We start from the raw sequence: 25,639 nt of genomic DNA, 5'->3' as shown, positions 1-25,639 counted from the left end.
GTAATTGTCGTCACATTTCAACTTAAAACAGCCTTTAACAAATGTATAAAATTTTTACTACAAACATTTGTACGCCTTCGTGCTACCCTAAGAAATTTCTGCTCATCATGAAGCTAACCACGTTTATACTCTTCCTCGCTTTTATGCAGGCAAGTGCGGCGGTCTTTTCGCAAAAGATCACCTATAAACAAAATGATGTAACGCTAAAACAAGTATTCAATGAAATAAACAAGCAAACGGGCTACAATCTGTTCTGGTCGGCAAAGAGTATAAAAAATACGCCCAAGATAGATGCCAACTTTCAAAATACCCCTATTGAAGAAGCCCTGAAAACCAGTCTCAAAAACACGGGTTTAACTTATACTATCGATGGTAAATCGGTGATCATTAAAGAAGCTCCCGGCGCGAAAAAAGACGCCCCGGCCGAAGAGATCGCCGATATTACTGTAACCGGTACGGTGAAAGATGCCAAAGGCGTAACCATTCCGGGCGTAAGCATCACCGTAGTTGACGACGCCAAACGCGGTACAGTTACCGATAACAACGGTAAGTTTATCCTCGATGTAAAAAGCGGCTCGGTTATCCGGGTTTCCTTTATCGGTTTTGTATCTCAAACTTTTACTGTATCGGCCGATAATAAGCTGTTTAATGTGGTGCTGGTTGAGGATATGAAGCAGGCAGATGAGGTTGTTGTTACCGCTTACGGTAAAAAAGAACGTAAGGAAGCGATTGTAGGTTCGGTAACCACCATTAAACCTGCCGAGTTAAAGATCCCGGCAAGTAACTTAACTACCGCGCTTGCAGGGCAGGCAGCGGGTATCATCGCCTTCCAGGGTACAGGTCAGCCTGGGCAGGATAATGCCCAGTTCTTTATCAGGGGGGTAACCACTTTCGGTTACAAGGTTGATCCTTTGATCCTGATCGATAACATTGAGCTTACCACTAATGATCTGGCCCGTTTGCAGGTAGATGATATCGCCAGCTTCTCTATCCTGAAAGATGCCAGCGCGACTGCCCTTTACGGTGCCCGTGGTGCCAACGGCGTAATTCTGGTTGCTACCAAGCAAGGTAAAATAGGCAAACCACAGATCAGTTTCCGGGTAGAAAACTCGGTATCGCAAAATACCCAATCGCTTAAAATTGCCGACCCTATCACCTACATGAAGCTTTTTAATGAAGCTACCCTATCGCGCGATCCGTATCAGCCTACACCCTTCGATCCGGATAAGATCATCAATACTGAAAATACAATAGCCAAAGGTCCGGGAAATAACCCATATGTATATCCTGCTGTTGATTGGCTCAACCTGTTGCTTAAAAAACGCACCTCAACCCAGCGTGGTAACCTGAGCGTAAGTGGCGGTACACCTTTCGCCCGTTACTATGTTGGTGGCTCGTACAATGTTGACCACGGTAACCTGGCCGAAGATGCGGCCAATAACAACAGCGATAACATCAAGTTCACCAACTATCAGTTACGATCGAACGTAAACCTCAACCTTACCAAAACCACGGAGGCAATCCTGCGTTTTTCGGGCACATTCAGTGATTATAACGGACCGCTTACTACCGATGGTTCATTTAATTCGGATGTTTATAAGATCGCGCTGCATACCAGCCCGGTGTTGTTCCCGGCTTATTTCCCTGCCGATTCGGCCAACGTTAACACCAAGCATATTTTGTTCGGTGCCCCGGCAGATCAGGGCGTGCCTTACAACAACCCGTATGCGTTGTTGCTACGAGGCCACAAAAGCTCAACCGAATCGAGAGTATTGGCGCAGATCGAGTTAAACCAGGGACTTGAATTTATCACCAAAGGCTTAAACTTCCACGGTATTTTCAGCACCAACAGGTATTCGTACTTCGATGCCAACTATGGTTATAACCCGTTCTACTACAACATTGGCAGTTATAATAAAACCAATAACACTTATACGCTAACCTGGCTCAACCAAAAACCGGGTGATGCTATCGAGTATCTGCAATATTTTCCGGGTACACCTATTATTAGCAACCAGATCTATCTGCAGGGTAACTTTGATTATGCAAGGCAGTTTGGGAAACATAATATTTCTGCAACCGCGGTATTTACCCGCCAGCAAACAGTTTATTCAAACGCCGGGCAGCTTATTGACGCCTTACCACACCGCAACTTTGGCATTGCGGGCCGGGCTGGGTACAATTACGGGGGGAAATACTTTTTGGAGTTTAACTTTGGTTACAATGGTTCTGAAAGGTTTTCGGCAGAGCATCGTTACGGCTTTTTCCCAACTATTGGTGGTGGCTGGCTGGTATCGGGCGAGAAGTTTTTCGAACCATTGCTGGATGTAGTATCTCGTTTAAAGATCCGCAGCAGTTACGGTTTGGTAGGTAACGATGCCATCAGCGACAGGCGTTTCTTCTATGCATCAAACGTAAACCTTAACGGCGGCGCTTACGCGGCGTTTGGTACAAATGCGGGTTACTCGCACAATGGTGCCACCATCTCTAATTATTCGGACCCTAATGTAACCTGGGAAACATCCAAACAAGCCAACCTGGCCCTGGAGATGACCCTGTTTAAAAATCTGAATATCGTTGCCGAGTTTTATAATTATAACAGGTATAACATCCTGCAAAAACGCTCGTATATTCCAAGTACTTCGGGTTTAGAGGCCGATATCTATGCCAACTTAGGTAAAGCCAATTCAAAGGGTATCGATCTTTCGTTCGATTATAAAAAGAATATCGGTAACTCGTGGATCGTATCAGGTCGTGGTAACTTTACCCTCGCAACCGATAAATACACTTATTACGAAGAGCCGAACTATCCAGAGGCCTACCGTCATTTTGTTGGCCAGCCTATCCGTATTGGATACGGTTATATTGCCGACAGGCTTTTTGTTGACGATGCCGAAGCAGCCGCTTCACCAACGCAAATTTTCTCCACCACTGGTAAAGCCCCCCGTGGCGGCGATATCAAATACCGCGACCTGAACGGTGATGGCATCATCGATAACCGCGACCAAACGTTTATCGGCTACCCTCAAGTACCCGAAATTGTGTACGGCTACGGTGTATCTGCCCAGTACAAAAACTTTGATGTTTCGGCCTTTTTTCAGGGGCAGGCAAGGGTATCCTTCTTTATCAACCCTAATTCGGTTAGTCCGTTTGTGCAAAGTACTGAGCCGTATGTTTACGGTAACACCCAATTACTGCAACAATTTGCCGATAGCCACTGGAGCGAAGAACACCAGGATTTGTACGCAACTTACCCACGTTTGGGTACTACACGTAACATTATCGAAAACAACTTACAGCCAAGTACCTGGTGGTTACGCAACGGGGCCTTCATGCGCTTAAAATCTGCCGAGATGGGTTATACCCTGCCTGCGTCGGTTTCGAAACGGTTGGGCCTGCGCAGCCTGAGGTTGTATGTTAACGGCCTTAACCTGATTACCTGGAGCTCATTTAAACTTTGGGACCCTGAGCTGGGGGGCAATGGCTTTAACTACCCCATTCAAAAGGTATACAATATTGGTTTGAATGTTAATTTATAAGGAGATGAAGAGTATCATGAAATTTAACTATAAACTTTTTTGCCTGCTATTTTTAATGACGGTAGCCGGCTCATGCAAAAAATATCTTGATGTTGTGCCTCCCGATGTAGGTACGATAGATTACGCTTTCAGGAGCAAGAATGAGGCTGAGAACTACTTGTTTACTTGCTACTCATCGGTACAGCAATTAAATGATCTGAACAGGAGTGCAGGCTTCACTACGTCGGGCGAGATCATATTTCCGCTTAACCTGCCCGGCAACCCTATTGATATTACAGGTTTTACGCTGATAACAGGCACACAAAACGTTGGTGAGCCCGGCCTTAACTTTTGGGATGGCCGTGCTAATGGTACCGCGATGTACGTAGCCATCAGGCGCTGTAATACCATGCTGGAAAATATCGATAAGCCGGCCGACCTGACAGCCATTGAAAAGAAACGCTGGATAGCCGAGGTGAAATTTTTGAAGGCCTACTATCACTATTATTTAATGCGGATGTACGGCCCGGTGCCAATTGTTGATGTGAACTTACCGGTTGAAGCATCAACTGCAGAAGTGAAGGTAAAACGCCAGTCGGTTGATGACGTAGTAAACTACGTGGTTGGTTTATTGGATCAGGCCATTCCCGATCTGCCTGCTACTATTGATAACCCTTCGAAAGAGCTGGGTAGGATCACAGCCCCGGCAGCTGCGGCTATTAAGGCCGAGGTATTGATGACGGCTGCAAGTCCGCTGTTTAATGGTAATCCCGATTATGCCAACTTTAAAGATAAAAGCGGTAAAAACCTGTTCCCAACTGTTTTTGATGCTACCAAATGGCAAAAAGCTGCAACGGCTTGTAAAGCGGCTATTGATATGTGCGAGGCTGCCGGTTTGCACCTTAACCAAACATTCATCCCTTCGCCGGCTGTAGCTAATTTGCCCGATTCATTGAAAAGGGTGTTAACTTTCCAAACCGCGCTTACCCAGAAATGGGATACCAACCCGGAGTTGATCTGGTCGTTAAGTAATATCTGGCACGGGCAGGAATATTGCATCCCGAGGTTAACCCAAAAGGCCAACCAAAACGATAACCAGAACCCGGCCTATTACGCGGTGCCTATCTCCACTACCGATCTGTTTTACACCAACAAGGGTGTACCCATCGATGAAGATAAAACCTGGGATTATGCAGATCGTAACCAGCTGCGCACCGGCGATGCCGCTAACTTTTATTACATCAAACAAGGTTATCAAACCATTAAAGCCCATTTTGATCGTGAGCCACGCTTTTACGGCAGCATCGGTTTCGACGGTGGTATTTGGTTTGGCGATGGTATCCTTGACGCCAAAATTGCCCACTACGTACCTGCAAGGGGCGTAACCGCGCTGGCCGGACCGAAAACACTGCAAAAAACAAACATTACCGGTTACTGGCCTAAAAAGCTGGCCAATTATTTAACCGTGTATGATGATGGCTTTACCTGGACGGATTTTTCGATGCCGGTAATGCGCATGGCGGGCTTATACCTGCTTTATGCCGAAGCGCTGAACGAAGCCAATGGGCCAACAGCCGACGCCATCAGTTATGTGGATAGGGTAAGGGCAAGGGCCGGATTGGATGGTGTGGTTAACTCATGGGCTGCTTATTCTAAAAATCCATCAAAGCCAACTACTAAAGAGGGTTTACGTGCCATCATCCACCAGGAGCGCCGTATCGAGCTTTGTTTTGAAGGGCAAAGCGGTTGGGATCTTCGCCGCTGGAAGGAACTGCAAGGTGTGTTAAGCACCCCGCTAACCGGCTGGAGCATTTACGAAGAGCAGGCCATTAACTACTACCGCGCCCGCAACGTGGAGATCCCGGTGTTTAATACCCGCGATTACCTGTGGCCTATCTGGAACAATTCGATAGTGATCAATGATAACCTTGTTCAAAACCCTTACTGGTAGGATTTTTTTGTACAACGATTTTTAAATGAAAGATATTATGAGCAATAATCATATAAAACCGGCCTTCTTTGCAGCTGTGCTGGCGCTTTTAACCGCATGCTTATTTTCATGCTCCAAAAGCGATACTTATAAACTTCCGAACGATACCGATAAAAGCAAGCCCGGCGTGGTTACCAATGTTAAGGTGCGTAACTTTAACGGCGGCGCGGTTTTAACCTATACACTGCCATCATCGCAAAACCTGCTATATGTAGTGGCCGATTATAACATCAACGGCAAAACAAGCCGTCAAACCAAATCGAGCTATTTTTTAGATACCATCAGGGTTGATGGTTTTGAAAGCAGTAAGGATTATACCATTACCCTGCACTCGGTTACAAGGGCCAATGTACAATCAGATCCTATTACGGTTACTGTTCACCCGGATACGCCTTATTACCAGCTGATCAGGAAAAGCCTTACCCTTGCTGCCGATTTTGGTGGCGTGCACTTATCGGCCTTAAATAAAGATAAACGCCCGGTAGGTATTAACCTAATAGCAATAGATCCGGCCAACAATAAATTCGCCATCAGCGACAGGCATTTTACCAGCGCCGATACCATTAGCTATGCGGTGCGTGGTTTCAGCACTACGTCCGCAAAGTTCGGCGCTTTTGTGACCGATCAGTTCGGTAATTCGTCGGATACTTCTATTGTAACACTTACGCCTTTGTATGAAGAGATGCTGGATAAAAAGCTGTTTTTCCCGGCCAATAGTCCAAGTGATGCCTATATAGGCTACGGCGGCATTTTACCTTATTTATGGGATGGGTTCACCAAAGAGGTTGGTGGCGCCGCGCCATGGCAAACTACTATTGGTCCGGTGCAAAAATTGGTACAGGGAACCTTTGGTGTAGGTCGTACTTACAAGCTAAGTCACTTTTTAATGTGGACTCGTGGTTACGGTTATGCCAACCCTAAAGTATTCAGCATCTGGGGATCCAACAAAGATAACCCTGCCGATGCCGTTACGCCGGGAGGCCTTGCCGCCGGAACTACGGCCGGCGATTGGGTGGTACTGGGTACTTACCGCTTCCCTGATCCACCGTCGGGCTTGCCGCAGGGACAAACCAACGCTGCCGACCAGGCCTTTATTGATGCCGGCGTAAACTTCGATTTACCGTTTAACGCCCCTCCTGTAAAATACCTTAGGGTAGTGGTGAAAGAAACCTGGTTTGGGCTGGATTACACCTATATCGAAGAAATGTCGTTTTACGGAATCCCTCAATAACCTAAAAGCCATCAAACAATGAACATCAACATTAAAAATATAGCATGGCTGGTATTATTGCTGGCCGCATGGGGCTGCTCGAAAAAGAACGAGGCCTATAAAGAGCTGATAAAAGGCGGCGAAAAATATTACCCCGGCGTAATATCCAACGCCAATTACAGGGCAGGCAAGCTGCGTACCCAATTGGTATGGAACCCGAGTCCCGACCCTAAAATTGTGAAATACAAAATATACTGGAACAATAAGCAGGATTCATTAACGGTAACTGCCGAAAGCCACGATCCGCTGGATACTGTAAAAGTGATTATCCCCAACCTGGTTGAGGGTACCTATAACTTCATTGTAAATTCGGTTGATAGTGAAGGTCATATTTCTATCGCCAAAACCATTAACGGGGTGCGTGTATATGGTGCTGTTTACGCGGGCGGTATTTTTAACCGCGGTTATAATGCCGATAACCCTTTTACGGTTGATATCACCAGTGGTATAGTTAAACTGAACTTTAACCAGATCACGCTCGATTCGGTGACCATCAATACAAAAACTATTGTAACCTACATCAATACGGCAGGTCAAACCAAAACCACCTTGCTAAAACCCGAAGATTCGATAGTAACTATTAACGATTTTCAGTTTGGTACCGATGTTACCTATCAATCCAGCTACTTGCCGTTCAGAGGCGCTATCGATACGTTTACAGTGGCAACGCCAACGCTTTTCCCAAGAGTTAGGCGGGTAGGCGATATCACAGTGCTGTATGTTAAAAATGCAGGCTATCCATTTCAACGCGGAGATAATGGCAATCAAAAATGGGGTACCCCTAAAGACTGGCAGTATAACAGCAACGTGCTGAACCAGGACGGCGGCAAAGGTGGCGGATGGTCATGGGATAATAACGGCGTGATCCATTTTGAAGCTAAAGACTGGAGCGGCGACGGTGTAAGTAACGGTAAGGTTTACCAAACTATTACCCTGCCTGCGGGTAGCTATGCGTTGGATATAGAAACAGCCGGTTACGGTGGTAACTTCAGTGCTAACGAGATCGTGGCGATTGGTAACTCATTACCGGATATTACCAATCTCGGCAACCCGTTGGCTATTTTCCGCGGCGACCAGAATAATCTGGGTGGTACGCATACGCTCAACTTTACCCTTGGCGCAACTACTACTATTACATTTGGTTGGGTGGTAAACACGCAAAACTATACTTATGTACAGTTCAAAGGTGTTAAGCTAAGGAGTTTGTGATATAATAATGCTTTTTAACGTCCCCTCAGGGGCTCTGGTAGAGGGCTCAGAGGTATGCACCACATGAGGCCTATGGGTTCGCCTTTATCTTTAATTGGTAAAAGATAGTGGGCAAAAATCGGGGCTTTTTGCGAGAGAACCTGAGGGGACAAAAAGCGAACATGGATTTCTACGTTGGCAAGCGTATAGTTTTGCCCCTCTGGGGCAAGGCAAGGTTGTTGGTGTAATATGCTCCAAACCTTTTGCACCTCTGGTGCAACTATATTAATACATAAACGCCTATTCATCAAACTATAAAAATCCCCCAGAGGGGGTAAAGGTTTGTAGAAATAGATAACAAATCGATCCAGAACCCCAGAGGGGTTCAACATACGGTGATTGTTTGAACGTCATTGTTATTTAGGAGTTAGCGTCTCCATAGATAGTCTCACAGGTGATCTGCTGTGGTATATGCAGGGCGATATCGAAGCTATGTATCAGCGCATGGTTATTACATTTTTATTATCAAACACAACAAAGAGATTCAGCAAACAAAAGTATTATCCATCTTTTTATAAGTTTTATCCATTTTGAATATTACCGTACCCATATACATTTACAAAACCAGTATCAATACCCCTAATTAAAATCTACCCCAAAAATCCTACTAAATAATTTAATCCCAATGTTTAAACGTTTTTCTTTATCCCGATTTTTAATTGTCATCCTTACAGGTGTTTGCTCTTTTGCCCATGCCCAAAGCAATGAAGTTTCCCTCAACAGCTCAACCGTGCAACAATGGAAAGTAAAACCACAGGCCGATGTTACCGACGCCTCGCAAATTAAAGATGCCAGCTACAATACTTCCAGCTGGGTTACCGCCGTTGTTCCGGGAACCACCTTCGCATCGTACGTAGCAGCTGGATTAGAGAAAGACCCTAACTTTGGCGATAATATTTATAAAGTTGATAAAGCCAAATATGACCGCAGTTTTTGGTATCGTACCGAATTTGGCATCCCTACAAACTATACTAAAAAAACTATCTGGCTCAACTTCAGAGGTGTTAACCGCAAGGCTGATATCTACCTGAATGGTACTTTATTGGGCTCACTTGATGGTTTTATGCAACGCGGCCATTTCGATATTAGCGTGTTGGCAAACCGCAATGGTAAAAATGTGCTGACCGCATTGGTTTATATCCCAAAACAACCATTGGCCAATGTGGGTAGCCCCAATTATGTATCAAGTGCGGGTTGGGACTGGATGCCTTACGTTCCGGGTCTTAACTCGGGTATTACCGATAATGTTTTCCTGAGCAATACCGGCGATGTAACCATTAAAGATCCATGGATCCGCGCCGAGCTGCCCACCAATGCCCGTGCCGATCTGTCGGTGGCGTTGGAGGTTAAAAACAATGCGGCAAGTTCACAAGCGGCAATTATTAAAGGCATAATTACACCGGGCAATATCGAGTTTCAAAAAAAGGTTTATGTTGATGCAAATGGCAGCACCGATGTAAAACTCACCAAACGCGATTTTGAACAGCTGATGATCAACAGCCCTAAATTGTGGTGGCCAAATGGGTACGGCGAGCCTAACCTGTACAACTGCAAATTGAGCGTTAGCGTAGGGGATGAAGTATCGGATGTAAGGAACATCAAATTCGGTATTAAAAGATATAGCTATGATACCATTGGCCATGTATTGCACCTGGCCATCAACGGTACCAAAGTATTTATAAAAGGCGGCGACTGGGGCATGAGCGAATACCTGCTGCGCTGCCGCGGTGCAGAATATGATTATAAGGTAAAGCTGCACAAGGAAATGAACTTCAACATAATCCGTAACTGGATAGGTTCAACCACCGACGAGGAGTTTTACGATGCCTGCGACAAATACGGTATTATGGTTTGGGACGATTTCTGGCTAAATGCCAACCCTAACCTCCCGGCAGATCTGACAGCATTCAATGCTAATGCTATCGAAAAAATAAAACGCTTCAGAAACCATCCCGCTATTGCCGTGTGGTGCGCGGACAATGAGGGATGGCCTGAACAACCGCTCAGTGCCTGGCTTAAAGAAGACCTTGCCACTTTTGATGGCGGCGACCGCTGGTACCAACCCAACTCGCACGCCGAAAACCTGAGCGGCAGCGGCCCATGGGATGCTAAAGATCCGCGCTATTACTTTACCGCTTACCCAACCGGTTCGGGGGGCAATAAGGGCTGGGGCTTACGCACCGAGCTGGGTACTGCCGTATTCGTGAACTTTGAAAGCTTCAAAAAATTTATGCCGAAAGAAAACTGGTGGCCGCGCAACGAAATGTGGGACCAGCACTTTTTCGGTCCGCGGGCATTTAATGCCGGACCGGATAGTTATGAGGCAAGTGTTACCAATGGTTACGGTGTACCTAAAGGTATAGAAGATTTTTGCCGTAAAGCACAGTTTGTGAGCCTGGAAAGCAACAGGGCCATGTTTGAGGGCTGGCAGGACGCCATGGGCGAGGATGCATCAGGTTTGATGACCTGGATGAGCCAATCGGCCTATCCATCAATGGTATGGCAAACTTATGATTACTATTATGATTTAACAGGTGCCTACTGGGGCGTTAAAAAGGCCTGCGAGCCGCTGCACATCCAGTGGAACCCGCTAACCAATGCCATCAAGGTGATCAACACTACTCGTAAGGATTTGGATGGTTTAACCGCTTCGGCTGATGTTTATAATCTGGATGGTACACTGGTGAAACAATACAGCGTGTCAAAAACTATCGATGCCCCGGCCAACAGTTCCGGCGCAGCCTTCGATCTGAAATTTAACCAATACAAGGCCGATCGGGCAAAAAACAAAAAAGTGGTAAGCTCATCATCAACCAATGGCGATGCCTCGGCTATTAACGATGGTAACTCCGGCACACGCTGGGCCAGCCGTTACAGTGATGGAGAGTGGGTGTATATCGATCTGGGTAAGGAAGAAGTAGTGAACGGTGTTGGCCTCACCTGGGAAGATGCCTATGCAAAATCCTTCAAGATCCAGGTATCAAACGATGCCAACCACTGGCACGATGTGTACAGTACTACCGAAGGCAGGCAAGGTGAACAAAAAATCACTTTTCCGGAGGTTAACGCCCGTTACGTAAAAATGCAGGGTGTTGAGCGTGCTACATACTGGGGCTATTCGCTGTATAATTTTGAGGTGTATGAGGGAGATGTGGCCAACGAAGGTTTATCGGCCGTGCACTTTATCAAACTAAAACTTACGGATAATACAGGTAAAGTAGTATCTGATAATTTTTACTGGAGAGGCAACAAACGTAAGGATTACACAGCGCTAAACACCTTGCCAAAAGTTAACCTGAAAACAGACTATAAAACGGTTAAGGCCGATGGCAAATATTACATCACAGCCCAGGTAACCAATCCGTCATCATCAAAAGCAGTAGCTTTTGGCATACGTGTGCAGGCGGTAAAAGCATCGAACGGTGAACAGATATTACCGGGTATTATGAGTGATAATTATTTCACTTTGTTGAAAGGCGAAACAAAAACAGTGAAGATAGAATTTGATGAGGCGGCGTTGGGGAAAGATGGAATCAAGCTGCTGGCTGAGCCTTATAATAATACTGTTGCTGGAAGATAAGATAAAAAAAAACTACGCAGCCACTCGGATGGAATCAAATGGCTGCGTTTTTTTAATCAACTTTCGCAATCGATTGTAATTTGATGAATCATAATACATTTTAACCCCAGCTATCGCCAATACATTATCAATGAAAATAATAACATTAGGTATACTATGCCTTTCTACGCTGATAATTACCACGTCAGGAACCCTGAAAACCAATCCCGATATTCCCCTGTATAAGGATAAAAAAGCCCCTGTTGCTGATAGGGTAGAAGACCTGCTAAAACGCATGACCCTGAAAGAAAAGGTAGAGCAACTGCAAAACCGCGCATCGGGAAGTGCCGAAGAAATAGACAGGATATTTAAAGGAGAAAGTTACGGTTGCACTCACGAAATGAACCGTAGCGCTGCCGAATGCGCCGATATGTATCAGAAGCTGCAAACCTATATGCTCACCAAAACAAGGTTGGGTATCCCCATTCTTACAGCCGCCGAGGGCATTGAAGGCATCCTGCAAAATAACAGCACCATTTTTCCGCAGGAGCTGGCGCAGGGCAGCACCTTTAATCCGGCTTTAATAAACCGGATGACATCTGCCGCTGGTGATGAAGCGCAGGTGATCGGGATACACCAGATCCTGTCGCCCGTACTGGATATTGCCCGCGAACTGCGCTGGGGTAGGGTAGAGGAAACTTTTGGCGAAGACCCATATCTGAGCGCCGAAATGGGTGTGGCCTTTGTAAAAGGTTATCAAAAAAGCAGCATTACCTGTACCCCCAAGCATTTTATGGCGCATGGTTCGCCGTCGGGAGGGTTAAATTGTGCCAATGTAAGCGGCGGCGAGCGTGAGTTACGGAGCCTGTATATGTATCCCTTTAAAAGGGTAATAGCAGAAACTAACCCGCTGGCGGTAATGTCGTGCTATAGTTCGTACGATGGGGTGGCCATGTCTGGCTCGCCTTATTACATGACAGATATTTTACGTGGGGAGCTGGGCTTTAAAGGTTATGTATATTCCGACTGGGGTTCGGTAGATCGCTTGCAAACTTTCCACCATGCGGTCGATTCGCAGGAAGATGCCGCTAAAATGGCACTGATAGCCGGTATCGATCTGGATATTGATGATGCCTACACCAAACTGGAAGGGATGATAGCCAGCGGCAAACTGGATATGAAATATATTGACCAGGCCGTGCGCCGGGTATTGACCGTAAAATTTAACCTCGGTCTGTTTGAAAATCCTTATGGCGATCCAGCTAAAGTTGCCAGGGTGGTGCATAGTGCCGCAAATGTATCCATGGCGAAAGAAGTGGCAGATGAGAGCGCTATCCTGCTGAAAAACAGTAACAATATCCTGCCATTAAATCTCAGTAAATACAAATCAATAGCCGTAGTTGGCCCCAATAGCGATCAAACCATTTTTGGCGATTACTCATGGACGGATCGTGATACTAAATTGGGTACCACCCTGCTGGCCGGATTAAAAGAAGTGATGGGCAACAAAGGCACTACCCTAAACCATGCCGATGGATGTGATTGGTGGAGCCAGGATAAAAGTCACATTGCCGAAGCTGTTAAAGCCGTTGAGCAAAGCGATATAGCTATCGTAGCGATAGGCACCCGCAGTACTTTTTTAGGCCGAAGCCCAAAAAACTCAACCTCTGGCGAGGGTTTCGACCTTTCATCGTTAGAGTTACCGGGTGTGCAGATGGATTTGCTGAAAGCCATCAAAGCTACCGGCAAACCTATGGTGGTGGTGTTCATAGCCGGTAAACCGTTGGCTATGCCATGGGTAAAAGATAATGCCGATGCCGTGCTGGTACAATGGTATGGAGGCGAAAAACAAGGCCGCACCCTGGCCGATATCCTTACCGGGGCGGTTAACCCTTCCGGGCATTTGAACGTATCGTTCCCGCGCAGCACCGGTAACACTCCATCATTTTATAATCATTATGTAACCGATAGAAATGAACCCTTTGATCAGCCAGGAAGCCCGGAAGAACCTAAAGGACATTATATTTTCGACAGGCCAGACCCGCTTTGGGCTTTTGGTGAGGGCATGAGCTACAGCAACTTTAAATATGTAAGCTGCTCGGTAAAAGATTCGGTATTAAATGCCAACGGAACCATTAATGTTGAGGTAGAAGTTGAAAACACCGGTAACCGCGATGGCAAGGAAGTGGTGCAGCTTTATGTACGCGATAAAGTAAGTTCGGTGGCCACGCCGGTGCAACAGCTTAAGGCTTTTAAAAAAGAGCTGATAAAAGCAGGAACAAGAGTGAAGATTAACTTACAGGTGCCGGTATCCGAATTGGGTTTGTATAATGACAGGATGCAATACTTGGTTGAATCCGGCGAGTTTGATGTACAGATTGGTGGAGCATCAAACCTGATAGCGTTTCATAAAACGGTTACTGTGAGATAAGTGCAAATCGGTAACCTTGCATCGCAATTTGGCTAAAGCCACTCTTTACTATCCATAAAATCCGTCGGTTAAAACCGACGGCAATGAAAAAATTGATTCTCTTTTTTCTTCATTGCCGTTGGTTTCAACCAACGCTGTACAGTCAGCGAGGGAGTAGGGCTTCAGCCCAAATCGCCTTAAAAGGTAAAGTCGTATTAATGCGCCTTCCCAAAATTCTTTTCTCCAGCCGCGATCGCTACATCCAAATTATTCTCATCCGGCGGTTTAGGGCATGAGTAACCGCTGGCAAAGGCACAGTAAGGGTTATAAGCTTTATTAAAGTCGATCACGATGCTGCCGTTTTTGATGTCTTTGGTGGTAAGGTCGATATAGCGGCCGCCGCCATAGGTTTCCTTTCCATTGGTATTATCGTTAAAAGGCAGAAACAGGTAGTTGCTATATGCCGGGTTTGCAGATAAGGCTACGCTTTTGTAAATAGTTAGCTGTAAGGTCTTGTCTTTCAAAGTAAATGAAAGCAGCGCATAACGTACGTATTGTTTGGATGTGCAATCAAAGGCTGGGATCACAAACGGGGTTTGGTTTGTTAGCAGTTCGGCTTTGGCGGTAACCCTGTAAGTACTATCGGCATCGTAAAAGCGGAGATATTGCAGGTCTTCCTGTTTTAGGGGAGAACGCGGATCTTTCAAAAAATCATCCATATAGCTTTTACGGAACTCGGCTATCTGGGCTTTATGATTTTGGGCGAAAGTAGATGTGGTAGTAAGGAGCAGGATTATTGCAGCGAGGTATTTCATTTGATCAGTTATTTGGCTTAAAGTTAATTCGAATGATTGTTTCTTGCAAAGGCGTGGAAGATGTTTGTGTATGCTGCAGATTTTTAGGCACGCAAAGCCGCGAAGACGCAAAGAATTTTGTACATGGTTTGAGAATTTAAGGGCGCAAGGGGAGCAAAGACGCAAAGGAGTTTTATACAAAGTTTATTTCTCAGGTCATCCCGAATTTATTTGGCGAGCCCATTATACAAGCCGCATGCTCAGCAAAGTCGCTTAGCAAGTGGGGTGCTGAAACAAGTTCAGCATGAATTTATTTGAGGTTAAAAGAATCAAATCACTCCCTCAACAAAAAATTGATTGATCCCTTCCACATCACTCAAATGCGTAACTATCCTAATGATCTTGCCGCCGCTGATATCACAAACAATAGCCACATATTCGTCTAAAACAAGATCGCCGCGGGTGGCTGTATTGTGCAGCGAAAGTGCCACGCTGTTAAGTCCGTATAAAATATGGTTCAGTTTAACCATCACCCCAAAATCACGAAGTTGGTTTGCCCTTTTAATAACAGCATCAGCACCAATCGCCGGGCCAGAAAGTAGACTGGTTCCTGGTAATGTCCAGGTTACATCCTCAGCCAATGCCGAGCGCATCAGGTCCCAGTCGCGGTTTCTTAAACCGTTCAAAAATTTGTTGGCCAATTGCTCTTTGAGCTCTTCTGTAGTTTTCATGTTGGCTATTAGTTAATAGGTTCGGCAGCAGGGAAATCAACCGGGATCTCGGTGTTCACAAATACATAGTTGGTGAAAATGCGCACGGTAACCAGGCCTATTAGTTCCATTAAAGCGGCTTCGTCAAAACCGGCTGCGTAAAAGTTTTCCAGGTCGGCGGCATCACCTTTGCCTTTATTCAAGGTGATCGATTTCGCTAAGGCGATGATGGTATTCAGTTTATCATCGGCAGTGTGGCCTCTTCTGATGTCTAAAGTTTCTGCTTTGGTAAAGCCACGTAATATGGCTGCGGCGGTGTGGCCTGCTAAGCAGTAAGCACAACCGTTTACTTCAGATACGATTAACGCTATAGCCTCACGTTCTTTAGCGGTAAATAAACCGGCGTTTAAAGTGCCTTCAAAATCTAAAAAGGCTTTTAACGCATGGGATGAATAGCCAATGGTGGCGTACAGGTTAGGCATTTTGCCTACGCGTTTTTTCAAAGTATCAAACAGTTCCTGCGATTCGGCGCTCACCTCTTCGCGGGTAGGGACATTTATAGTTTTCATGATGGTTTTATTTATTGAGATGATTATTTATTAGTTGATTTACGTTTTAGGTAGAGTTGGGCGGTTTCGTTCATGGTAATGATAGCGCCACCCAGGATCACGATATCCTTAATAACCAAACGGCCACGACCAGATAGGTAAGGGAAACCAAAGTTTACATCGGTTAAATGCGGAACCCAGGCTTCGGGCGTAGTGATCAGGAAGGAGAGCGTACCCAGTGTCATGATGAAGATGAGTCCGCTGCCTATCATGCTTGGTATTGGCGCTACTTTATAAAGGGCTACCAAAATACCCAGTGCTACCAGCATTATGCCCAGGCCTACAGAGAAACCGTAAGTGTTATTCTCGATATTCCATTGGTGATTGGTGGCTATCAGTTCACCTTCTTTATTCTGGTGGGTTTTGTATTCTGTGGGATGGTTGTAGAAGAATGACATTACCGGACTGTTAGCTACAAACGGAACCACGCCATCGGCCTCATAACTGAAAAATTTAAGACCGCCTATCCATAAAAATACGATTACTATGCCGAAACGAATTGCTTTTTTACCAAGCTGATCAAGGCCGGCTATGGTATTTATGATTGAAGTTTTCATACTGTGTTGTTTTTTGATAAAGCAAAACTACAGCAGTACGAGGCCTTACAACATGGACAAATCCGGGTTTCATTTGTACAAATCCGCTACGATGGAAATGCCCGTTTTATCGCGAAAGGTTTGCGGAGATACTTTAGTGAATTTTTTAAATACCCGGCTAAAATAAAACTCGTCCTGAAACTTAAGGTTATAGGCTATCTCCTTGATACTTTGCCGGGTAAGGTGAAGTTGTTTTTTTGCTTCGAGGATAAGCCGCTCCTGGATGAGTTGCGAGGGTGATTTACGAAAATATTTGCTGCAACGCCGGGTAAGGGTGTCGGGCGATACGTTCAGCAACGAGGCGTAATCTGATGGTTTATGCAGATCAAGAAAATGCTGGTTCAGCAACTGTTGGAAACGTTCCATCATCTCGTCTTTCTCGGGCTTATCCTGGTCGGTGCTGATGGCGTTCATTTTAATAGTACTCGCTTTAGCTAAAAACAGTTGGAGAAAAGCACGGAGCACAATATCTGATGGGGATGGCTGCATGAACTCATCATTGATCTGCCCTAACAGCAAATCAAAAATACCAGCCTCGCGGTCGGTGAGCACAACCACCGGATCGAGGTAGATGTTATTGAACAGCAGGCCATTGCAGGCAACTTCCTCGCGGTGGTATTCTATACAATAAAAATCGCTGTGAAACTGGATGATATTGCTTTTGGTGATGCGGCAATCATCTATATAAATAACCTGCAGCGGAGTGGAGAATAATAAAACCGGGCCTTGAAACGGAAAAGCGCCAAAATCGGCATGAAAAGTTCCCTGTCCTTCGGGGATAAAATAAACAGTGTATTCTGAAAATTGGGCAGGTTTGCATAAAAAATCGTCCTGTGGTTCTTTTAAACCCAACAGGAATTCTCCTGATTTATCGCGGATCTCTTTCAAAAGGGTAGAGGTTTTGATGCCGCTAATATAGGTAAAGGGTGTTTAAGTTTTTAAGCACGCAGAGTTGCGAAGAAGCAAAGTTTTCTTGTGTGCTTTACAGAAGGAGTTAGGCACGCAAAGGCGCTAAGACGCAAAGTTTCGTTTTAATGGAAAAGTTCATTTCAAGATAAGGAATAATTAGAATGGTACAGGGCGATCATTTTGCGCCTTTGCTTACTTAATATCTACGCCATTTATAAAAAAAACTTTGCGTCTTAGCGCCTTTGCGTGCCTTATTTAACAGATTGGTGTGTGGTTAACCCCCTCAATACCTCACACAAAACCTCAATCTCTTCCTCCGTATTATAGTAATGCACCGAAGCCCGTACAATATCGCCCAGGTGGTTTTTATTCATGTAGATGAGTGTGGATACAGCTTTAGCAACCGATACATTGATGTGCTTCTCGGCCAGTTTGTTTTTTACATCAACGGCAGCCAATCCCTCAACCGAAAAAGTAACTATTCCGCATAACTGATTGCCAAAATCATGAACGGTGATACCTTCAATAGCATTCAGTTTTTCGCGCAGCAAACCCGCTAAATATTGAACACGCTGCCAGATGCGGTCAACTCCAATATTCAAAGCATATTCAACCGCTTTGCCGAGGCCAAGCGTTAAAGCCCTGCTTTTTTCATAAACCTCAAAGCGGCGGGCATCATCGCGGGATTTAAAATCAGTTTCGGTTACCCATTGGGTGGTAAAACCATCCAGGAAAAATAGTTTCAACTTATCCTGAACCTCTTTCCGAACAAATAAAAAGCCGGTGCCCCGCGGTGCGCGTAAGTATTTACGTCCGGTCACGGCCAGCATATCGCACCCTATTTGTTGTACATCCAACGGCACATGGCCAACGCTTTGGCAGGCATCAAGCAGATATAATATATTATGCTTGCGGGCTATTTTACCTATTTCTATTACTGGGATCATGCCACCTGCCGATGAGGGAACATGGGTAACAGCTATCAGTTTAGTTTTAGGGCCAATAGCGGCTTCAAACTTATCGAGTTGAAAATTGCCGTTTTCATCATTCGGGATCACCTTAAACTCAACCCCTAATGTTTTTTGAGCATGCAGCAAACCTATCAGGTTGCTTACATATTCCATTTCGCAGGTAATGATCTCGTCGCCGGGCTTAAAGTTGATGCCGTTAAAGGCCAACCACCAGCCTATGCTGGCATTTTCAACTATAGCAACTTCGTCTTTACGTGAATTGATGAGTTTGGCTATTAGGCTGTAGGTATTATCAAGTTCCTCGCGGTAGGTATATTCGGTTTCGTAGCCGCCGTTCAGGGCCTCGTAATAAATGTAATCGGTAACGGTATCAACTACCACATCCGGCGGAAGCGATGAACCTGCATTGTTGAAATGGATGGTTTTGGCTGTTCCGCGGGTTTCGGCGCGGATTTGTTGTATTTCTTCGTTTGTTAGTATGTTGTTCATGGGGTGTTTTCCGAATTAATAAATAAAGCCGTCATTGCGAGGTACGAAGCAATCCCCGACTTACAGAGCCGCCCTGTATGGTTCGCGATTGCTTCGTACCTCGCAATGACGTGGTTGGTGAAGACGTTAATTATCACTAAAATTTATCTCCATCATAATATCGGCGCGTTTATAAGTTCCCGGTTCAACAGGTATTTCAACAAAGCCTAATTTATGATAAATGTGGATGGCGTTTTTAAGCACCCGGTTTGAAAACAGTACCAGTTTCTTTACACCCAGCTCACGGGCTTTGTCAATACCCGCCTGGCATAAAAACTAACCTGCACCTGCTCCGCGGTGATCGCGGTCTACTGCCATTTTGGTAAGTTCGTAAACGCCATCTTCAATGCGGCGCAAAGCTACGGTGCCTATGATCTTTTCATCTTTAGTAATAAAATATATGCTGCCGCCATCTTTGATCAGGGCTTCTTCCGGGTTTTCCAGTACCCATTTGTCAAAAGGTTCAACCACAAAATGCTCTTCCAGCCAGGCCTTGTTAAACTTATCAAAGTAGGGGGCATATTGCGGCTGATAATCGATAACCTGTAATTCCATGTGTTTTATTATTTGATCGATACAAAATAAAAGTATTGGCAAATAGCAAAACAGATGCAGTTTTATTAATTTTGAGCATAACAGATTTTGATATGGAAAGTCCGGCAAGCACAACAGATAACGATTTTTTATATGCGCAGATAGCCGACAGGATAGCAAAGCAGATCAAACAAAACCTGCTTAAGCCCGGCGACAAACTGCCATCGGTAAGGATGCTGAGCCAGGAGCAGGGTATTAGTCTTAGCACTGCCTATAAAGCTTACGTTGAGTTGGAAAACATGGGACTGATTGAAGCCCGTACCAAATCAGGCTATTATGTAAAATATTTGCCGGCAAGGTTTGCAAGCGTACCCGAAACAAAACCACCTGTTAAAAAAGCCGGGGATGCAAGTGTGGCCGAAATGATAGCCATGGTGTACCGCAATATGTCGGAAGATAGCGTTTTGCAGTTATCGCGCTCATCGCCGCCGTTGAGTTTGATCCCGTTGGCTAAGCTGAGCAAATCCATGCTGGAGTCTATCCGCAACAGCCCGTCGGGTAATATTACTTATGAGAATTTACAGGGCAACCTCGCTTTGCGTAAACAGGTAGCCAAAAACGCGTTTAACTGGGGCGGTAATATTACTGAGGATGATGTGGTGACCACCCAGGGCTGCCTCGAGGCGTTGATATTTTGCCTTCGTGCATTGACCAAACCCGGCGATACCATCGCTATTGAAAGCCCAACCTATTTCGGTATTTTCAACGTAATGCTCAGCCTCGATCTGCGCGTAATAGAGATCCCGGTTAACGCGGAGACCGGCCTCGACCTGGAATATCTTCAACATGTTATTGATACCGAACCTGTAAAAGTATGCCTGTTTGTTACCAATTTCAGTAACCCCATAGGCGTTTGCATGCCTGACGACAGGAAACGCCACCTGGTACAAATGCTGGCCAAAAAACAGATCCCGCTTATTGAGGATGATATTTACGGCGAGATCTACTTTGGTAAAAGCCGACCGCATACCTGCAAAAGTTATGATAAGGAGGGGTTGGTGATCCTTTGCTCGTCGATATCAAAATCGATAGCGCCGGGGTATAGGGTGGGCTGGTGTATTCCGGGAAGGTTTAAGGAGCAGGTTTTGAATATCAAAATGATGCACTCCATTGCCTCGGCCACGCCTACGCAGGCCGCCATTGGTCATTTTTTCGAAACTGGGCGGTACGATCTGCATATGAGGCACCTGCGCAAGGCACTGCATACCCAATGTTTAAGGTACACACAGGCCATAGCCCAATACTTTCCGGAGGGTACAAAAATAAGCCGCCCCGAGGGAGGTTACGCACTTTGGGTTGAATTTGATAAACGGGTAAACGCCTTCGAACTTTATCAGCTGGCCATCGAACAAAATATCAGCATAGCCCCCGGCCAGATCTTTAGTATCGACGGGCGATTTACAAATTTTATCCGCATCAGTTTCGGTTTGGCTTTTGATGATGTGGTTGAAGAGAGCTTTAAAGTGCTGGGCGGATTGGTGAAGGGTTTGTGCAAATAGTGTGATGCTTTATTAATAGTAAATTAATAAAAATAACTGGTTGGTAATATTTATCTTCGCGGCAAATTATTGTTAATGAAACCTTTAATAACCTGCCTTATCATCATTGTGGCTTTTGCTGCCGGTTGCAGTAAAAGCGATAAACCCGCGCCCATTGCGCCTGTAGCGCCTACGTTTGGTAGCTTCACCTTACCATCAAAAGAGTTTGGTGATGCCGCTTTTACAATAACCGCCCCGACAAGCAACAGTGATGGTGCAATTACCTATACCAGCAGTAATGACAAAGTTGCCACCATTAGCGGCGAAACTATCACCATAAAAGGCTCCGGATCGTCGGTAATTACGGCGCACCAGGCGGCTACCAGTAAATATCTTGCTGATTCGGTTAAGGCTACCTTTGCGGTAGGTTTATCCAAGCCCACCCTAAGCGACTTTACCATTGCTGATAAAAAGACAGGAGCAGCGGTATTTACTCTCGTAAACCCTAAAAGTAACAGCACCGGGGCTTTTACATTTCAAAGTAATAATCCGGCTGTAGCCACAGTATCGGGCAATAAAGTTACTATAGTAGGTGCGGGGCGAGGTTCGATCAAAGCTATCCAGGCGGCAACGGCCAATTTTAAATCTGATTCGATCACGGCTCTGTTTACTGTTACGGCTGCCAGTTTGCCAAAGCCAACGTTAGGGCCGCTTATTCTGCCAACAAAAAAACTTGGCGAAGCTACTTTTGTTATCACCAATCCAACCAGTAACAGTACAGGGCTTTTTACTTATAAAAGCAGTAATACGGCGGTTGCTACGCTTATTGGTAATAACCTTACTATTAAGGGGATCGGTACGTCGGTTATCACTGCTATGCAGGGTGCTTCAAGCAATTATAGTGCTGATTCGGTTAAGGCTACGTTTACCGTAACAGGTGGTGCTATTGCGCCATATATTTATGGTTTTACCATGCCCGATAAACGTGTGGGCGACGCTCCTTTTACTATCACTGCGCCTACCAGCAACAGCACTGGGGCGTTTACTTATACCAGCAGCAATACAGCAGTTGCCGCCATAAGCGGTAACACGATAACCATAAAAGCAAAAGGACAAATAACCATAACCGCCAACCAGGCTGCAAAAGGCAACTATACGGCAGGAAGCATAACCGCCACATTAACTATTGAAGATAAAGCAGTAACAGGCACAGTTACAGATGTTGACGGCAACGTTTATAAAACCATTAAAATAGGCAATCAAACCTGGATGATGGAAAACCTTAAAGTAACACATTATAATGATGGTACAGCCATTAACAATGTTTTAAGTAATATCGATTGGAAAGGGCTTACCACTGGTGCATACGGTGATTATAATAACGTTCCGGCTTACGGCGCTACTTATGGCAAATTGTATAACTGGTATGCCGTAACAGATTCACACAAGCTGGCGCCTAAAGGTTTCCATATCCCAACCGATGCTGAGTGGACTACCTTGTATAATTACCTGGGTGGTTACCGCGAAGTTGGTATAAAGATCCAGGAGCAAGGCACCACACATTGGGCTGCCAACACAGGCGCTACCAATAGCACGTTGTTTACCGCTTTACCCGGTGGTGGCTTAAACTTTCAAAGTACCAGAACACCATGGAATAGCATAGAATACGATGGCTATTGGTGGAGCGCAACCGCCAACGGCGCTTCAAATGCCTGGTATATGGATCTGTACGTTAAAGGGTATTTTGAAAGGCACGATAGCCCTAAATACTTTGGTTATTCGGTGAGGTGTATAAAGGATTAAGCGCAAAAAACGTTTCGTCGAGCCAGACTTACGAAGTTTTTAAAACTTCGTAAGTCTCCGCGTTATACCCCATGCACTATCTTTGCATGCTCAAATGCATCCCTCAACAACTGCTTTAGCACAGCCATATCCACATCACTTAGTTTAACAATATGCGTACATCCACCACTTTGCTTATGCTTACCGAGTTTTTGCAGTAACTGTTCCTTGCCGTCGAAGCCGGCCAAATAAAGCGTCAGTGAACTTTTACGGGGCGAAAAGGCTATCAGCGGGGCATCGCCCTCGCGACCGCTTTCATACTTATAATGATAACTGCCGAAACCAACAATAGCTGGTCCCCACATTTTGGCGGGGTGGGACGAGGCTGTTTCCATCAGTTCAACCAGTGTAAAGCAATCGGCGCGTTTGGTTTCCTCGGCAACGGTATTGATAAAATCGGCCACGCTGGCTTCGTTTTCTGTGGTTTTGTTGGTGTTTTTGGCCATTGTTTTGGAGCTAAAGGCTGAAAGCATAAGGCTTAAAGCTGGTTTTTCAGAGTGGTGATACTTAACTGAACGCTATGTAATCTCTACATAAATATATCACGAAAATTTGATCTTATCCCAAAGTTTATTGGTTACCACTTGCTGGATCACCTGATCGCGATAGTTACGGCTGATGGGGATGCGGTGTTCGCCCATGAATATCTCGTTACCCTCAATGCCGTCAATTTTTCCTGTGGATACAATGTATGATTTATGCACCCGGATAAACAGTTTGCTATCCAGGTTTTGCTCCAGGCCTTTGAGGTTAAGCAGGGTCATGTATTTTCCTTTAATGGTGAAAATGGTGACATAGTTTTGCATGCCCTCTACATAAAGTATCTCATCAAAATAGATCTTTTCGTATTTGTTACCACATTTAATAAAGAAATAACCTTCATCTGTTTCGGTTTTTGGTAATCCCGGTTGGGTGGAATTATTAAGCAGTCGGTGATAATCCCTTGCTTTATTGGCCGATTTAAAAAATCTGTCGAAAGTGATCGGCTTCAGCAAGTAATCGAGCACGTTGAGTTGAAAACCTTCCAGCGCGTAACTGGGGTAGGCGGTGGTGATGATTACCATGGGCGGTTTCGGGAAGATCTTCAGAAAATCGATTCCATTCATTTTGGGCATTTGAATATCGAGGAAGATGAGGTCGATAGCTTGTTCATCAAGTAGTTTGATGAGTTGCAACGGGTTCTCGCAGGTTCCGCTGAGGTTTAGGAAATCAACTTCGCGCACGTAGCTGGCTAAACCCTCGCGGGCCAATGGCTCATCATCAATTATTACGCAGTTCATCATAGGTTAAGCCATTTGCAGGATTGTTGCCGGTTGTTGGAGCGGGGCCAAAGTTAATTGCAGGTGTACTTCGAAACGGTTATCGCCGGGTGTTATTTTTAGTTGATGCTGTTCAGGGTAGATGAGATCAAGGCGGCGTTTTACATTATTGAGGCCGATGCCACCATAGTTTAATGTTTCTGTCGAGGCTTCGGGCGATGTACTGTTGGCGATATGCAGATCGAGCAGGTTGTCTTTAACGCTTAGTTTGATCCCTATCCAGTTAGGGCTGTCCGTTTCTTTAGATACATGCTTAAAGGCATTCTCCACAAAGGTCATCAGTATAAAAGGGGCTATACCGAGGTTATCGGTGAAATGGTCATCCGCCTCAAAAGTAACGTGCACGTTATTGTTTTGGCGGAGCCTTTCCAGTTCGATAAAGTTTTCGAGGTAGCTGATCTCTTTACCGAGGGGTATCTGCTGATCGTTACATTCGTAAAGCTGGTACCTCAGCAACTCCGAAAATTTAGCCAGCGAAGCCGATGCCATATCCGGATTTTTATGGATGAGGAAAAATATAGAGTTGATGCTGTTGAACAGAAAATGCGGGTTAAACTGGTATTTCAGGAATTTGAGTTCGGTTTCCAGTTTTTCATTTTCGAGCAGTTGTTGCCGGTGCTGTGTTTGCAGCCAGTTTTTGGTGAGTTTAATACTCATAGCCAAAGTAGTACTGGCCAGGGTAGATGGAAGCGAGTTGTTGTAAAACGACGCGAAATTATCAACGCCATACATTTTTTGTACAGTACACCCCGCGAAGAATGAGCCAAGATAATATCCGCAGTTAATAAGCGATGAAGTGCCGAGCAATATTACTGAAAGGTAGATCACATACCGTGCAAGGCTGCCCTTTTTCATATACTTCGGCATCAGGTAGTACAGGTTAAAATAAACAGCGAAAGCCTCGAAAACCACATAGCCAAACATCTTAACCGTATAAGCCGAAAAGAACATGGATTTTGCCGCAACCACAGGATTGGCCACCGCTATGGTAAACCAAAAGTAATGGTACACACACCAAAAGGGGATGTGGTACAGCTTGTATTTAAACAGCCAGTTTTGGTTTAATGTATCTACGGATAGCGTGTTCATTAGTTTTGCCTGAGGTTGATTTTATCTCTTTCTCAATATATTTCATAAGTAGGCCATAGGTAAAAGAGCGGGGGATGTGTGATTCCCTCCCTTGGGAGGGTGTAGGGAGGGGTTTCTCAGCCATGCATAGGTTAGCAAGGCGTATAAACCCCTCCCTGCCACCGCGCTGTCCATCGCACCCCTCCCGAGGGAGGGAATTAAAAACA

General features: G+C 45.3%; 18 protein-coding genes. 8 read left to right on the top strand and 10 right to left on the bottom strand.

Features of this window, described 5'->3' with window-relative positions; all coding sequences use genetic code 11:
• The first annotated feature begins 41 nt into the window (after window positions 1-41).
• The 6 genes from AAFN85_RS08500 (at window position 42) to AAFN85_RS08475 (ending at window position 14,016) form a co-directional block, all read left to right on the top strand.
• On the top strand, window positions 42-3,539 hold the full coding sequence (locus tag AAFN85_RS08500; RefSeq protein ID WP_347526713.1) for a TonB-dependent receptor: 3,498 nt from the start codon (window positions 42-44) through the stop codon (window positions 3,537-3,539).
• Window positions 3,540-3,555: 16 nt separating this feature from the next.
• Window positions 3,556-5,469 (top strand): RagB/SusD family nutrient uptake outer membrane protein, encoded by a 1,914-nt coding sequence (locus AAFN85_RS08495; RefSeq protein WP_347526712.1) that lies wholly within the window; start codon window positions 3,556-3,558, stop codon window positions 5,467-5,469.
• A gap of 37 nt (window positions 5,470-5,506) precedes the next feature.
• Window positions 5,507-6,739: a DUF4959 domain-containing protein gene (locus AAFN85_RS08490; protein WP_347526711.1), complete on the top strand. Its 1,233-nt coding sequence runs from the start codon at window positions 5,507-5,509 to the stop codon at window positions 6,737-6,739.
• 18 nt (window positions 6,740-6,757) lie between these two features.
• The gene (locus tag AAFN85_RS08485; protein WP_347526710.1) at window positions 6,758-7,987 is read left to right on the top strand and encodes a DUF4998 domain-containing protein; all 1,230 of its coding nucleotides are present in this window, start codon (window positions 6,758-6,760) and stop codon (window positions 7,985-7,987) included.
• A gap of 664 nt (window positions 7,988-8,651) precedes the next feature.
• Window positions 8,652-11,606: a discoidin domain-containing protein gene (locus AAFN85_RS08480; RefSeq protein ID WP_347526709.1), complete on the top strand. Its 2,955-nt coding sequence runs from the start codon at window positions 8,652-8,654 to the stop codon at window positions 11,604-11,606.
• 130 nt (window positions 11,607-11,736) lie between these two features.
• Window positions 11,737-14,016, top strand: a complete 2,280-nt coding sequence (locus AAFN85_RS08475) for a glycoside hydrolase family 3 N-terminal domain-containing protein (protein ID WP_347526708.1) — start codon at window positions 11,737-11,739, stop codon at window positions 14,014-14,016.
• A gap of 194 nt (window positions 14,017-14,210) precedes the next feature.
• On the opposite strand, the gene AAFN85_RS08470 is transcribed toward AAFN85_RS08475, so the two are convergent.
• The 7 genes from AAFN85_RS08470 to AAFN85_RS08440 form a co-directional block, all read right to left on the bottom strand.
• Window positions 14,211-14,810, bottom strand: a complete 600-nt coding sequence (locus AAFN85_RS08470; RefSeq protein ID WP_347526707.1) for a DUF1684 domain-containing protein — start codon at window positions 14,808-14,810, stop codon at window positions 14,211-14,213.
• A 308-nt stretch (window positions 14,811-15,118) separates the two neighbouring features.
• Window positions 15,119-15,520, bottom strand: coding sequence for a nuclear transport factor 2 family protein (locus AAFN85_RS08465; RefSeq protein WP_347526705.1), 402 nt, complete (start codon window positions 15,518-15,520; stop codon window positions 15,119-15,121).
• Between the two features lie 8 nt (window positions 15,521-15,528).
• Window positions 15,529-16,068, bottom strand: coding sequence for a carboxymuconolactone decarboxylase family protein (locus AAFN85_RS08460; protein ID WP_347526704.1), 540 nt, complete (start codon window positions 16,066-16,068; stop codon window positions 15,529-15,531).
• 23 nt (window positions 16,069-16,091) lie between these two features.
• A complete protein-coding gene (locus tag AAFN85_RS08455; RefSeq protein ID WP_347526703.1) occupies window positions 16,092-16,664 on the bottom strand; it encodes a DUF417 family protein in 573 nt (190 codons plus the stop codon).
• A gap of 69 nt (window positions 16,665-16,733) precedes the next feature.
• The gene (locus tag AAFN85_RS08450) at window positions 16,734-17,591 is read right to left on the bottom strand and encodes an AraC family transcriptional regulator (RefSeq protein ID WP_347526702.1); all 858 of its coding nucleotides are present in this window, start codon (window positions 17,589-17,591) and stop codon (window positions 16,734-16,736) included.
• 272 nt (window positions 17,592-17,863) lie between these two features.
• Complete coding sequence (locus AAFN85_RS08445; RefSeq protein ID WP_347526701.1) at window positions 17,864-19,072, bottom strand: aminotransferase class V-fold PLP-dependent enzyme; 1,209 nt, start codon at window positions 19,070-19,072, stop codon at window positions 17,864-17,866.
• Between the two features lie 315 nt (window positions 19,073-19,387).
• On the bottom strand, window positions 19,388-19,666 hold the full coding sequence (locus AAFN85_RS08440; protein WP_347526700.1) for a GNAT family N-acetyltransferase: 279 nt from the start codon (window positions 19,664-19,666) through the stop codon (window positions 19,388-19,390).
• A 71-nt stretch (window positions 19,667-19,737) separates the two neighbouring features.
• On the opposite strand from AAFN85_RS08440, the gene AAFN85_RS08435 reads away from it, so the two are divergent.
• Both AAFN85_RS08435 and AAFN85_RS08430 read left to right on the top strand, forming a co-directional pair.
• Window positions 19,738-21,204, top strand: coding sequence for a PLP-dependent aminotransferase family protein (locus AAFN85_RS08435; protein WP_347526698.1), 1,467 nt, complete (start codon window positions 19,738-19,740; stop codon window positions 21,202-21,204).
• Between the two features lie 75 nt (window positions 21,205-21,279).
• Window positions 21,280-22,986 carry a fibrobacter succinogenes major paralogous domain-containing protein gene (locus tag AAFN85_RS08430; protein WP_347526697.1) on the top strand — a complete coding sequence of 569 codons (1,707 nt, stop codon included), beginning with the start codon at window positions 21,280-21,282 and terminating at the stop codon, window positions 22,984-22,986.
• Between the two features lie 62 nt (window positions 22,987-23,048).
• On the opposite strand, the gene AAFN85_RS08425 is transcribed toward AAFN85_RS08430, so the two are convergent.
• The 3 genes from AAFN85_RS08425 to AAFN85_RS08415 form a co-directional block, all read right to left on the bottom strand.
• Window positions 23,049-23,471 (bottom strand): DUF1801 domain-containing protein, encoded by a 423-nt coding sequence (locus tag AAFN85_RS08425; protein ID WP_347526695.1) that lies wholly within the window; start codon window positions 23,469-23,471, stop codon window positions 23,049-23,051.
• 96 nt (window positions 23,472-23,567) lie between these two features.
• On the bottom strand, window positions 23,568-24,308 hold the full coding sequence (locus AAFN85_RS08420) for a LytTR family DNA-binding domain-containing protein (RefSeq protein WP_347526694.1): 741 nt from the start codon (window positions 24,306-24,308) through the stop codon (window positions 23,568-23,570).
• A gap of 3 nt (window positions 24,309-24,311) precedes the next feature.
• On the bottom strand, window positions 24,312-25,433 hold the full coding sequence (locus tag AAFN85_RS08415; RefSeq protein WP_347526693.1) for a histidine kinase: 1,122 nt from the start codon (window positions 25,431-25,433) through the stop codon (window positions 24,312-24,314).
• Window positions 25,434-25,639 lie beyond the last annotated feature (206 nt).

The sequence above is a fragment of the Mucilaginibacter sp. CAU 1740 genome, from assembly GCF_039839285.1.
Lineage (GTDB): Bacteria > Bacteroidota > Bacteroidia > Sphingobacteriales > Sphingobacteriaceae > Mucilaginibacter.
This window is presented reverse-complemented; position numbering and strand designations above follow the sequence as displayed.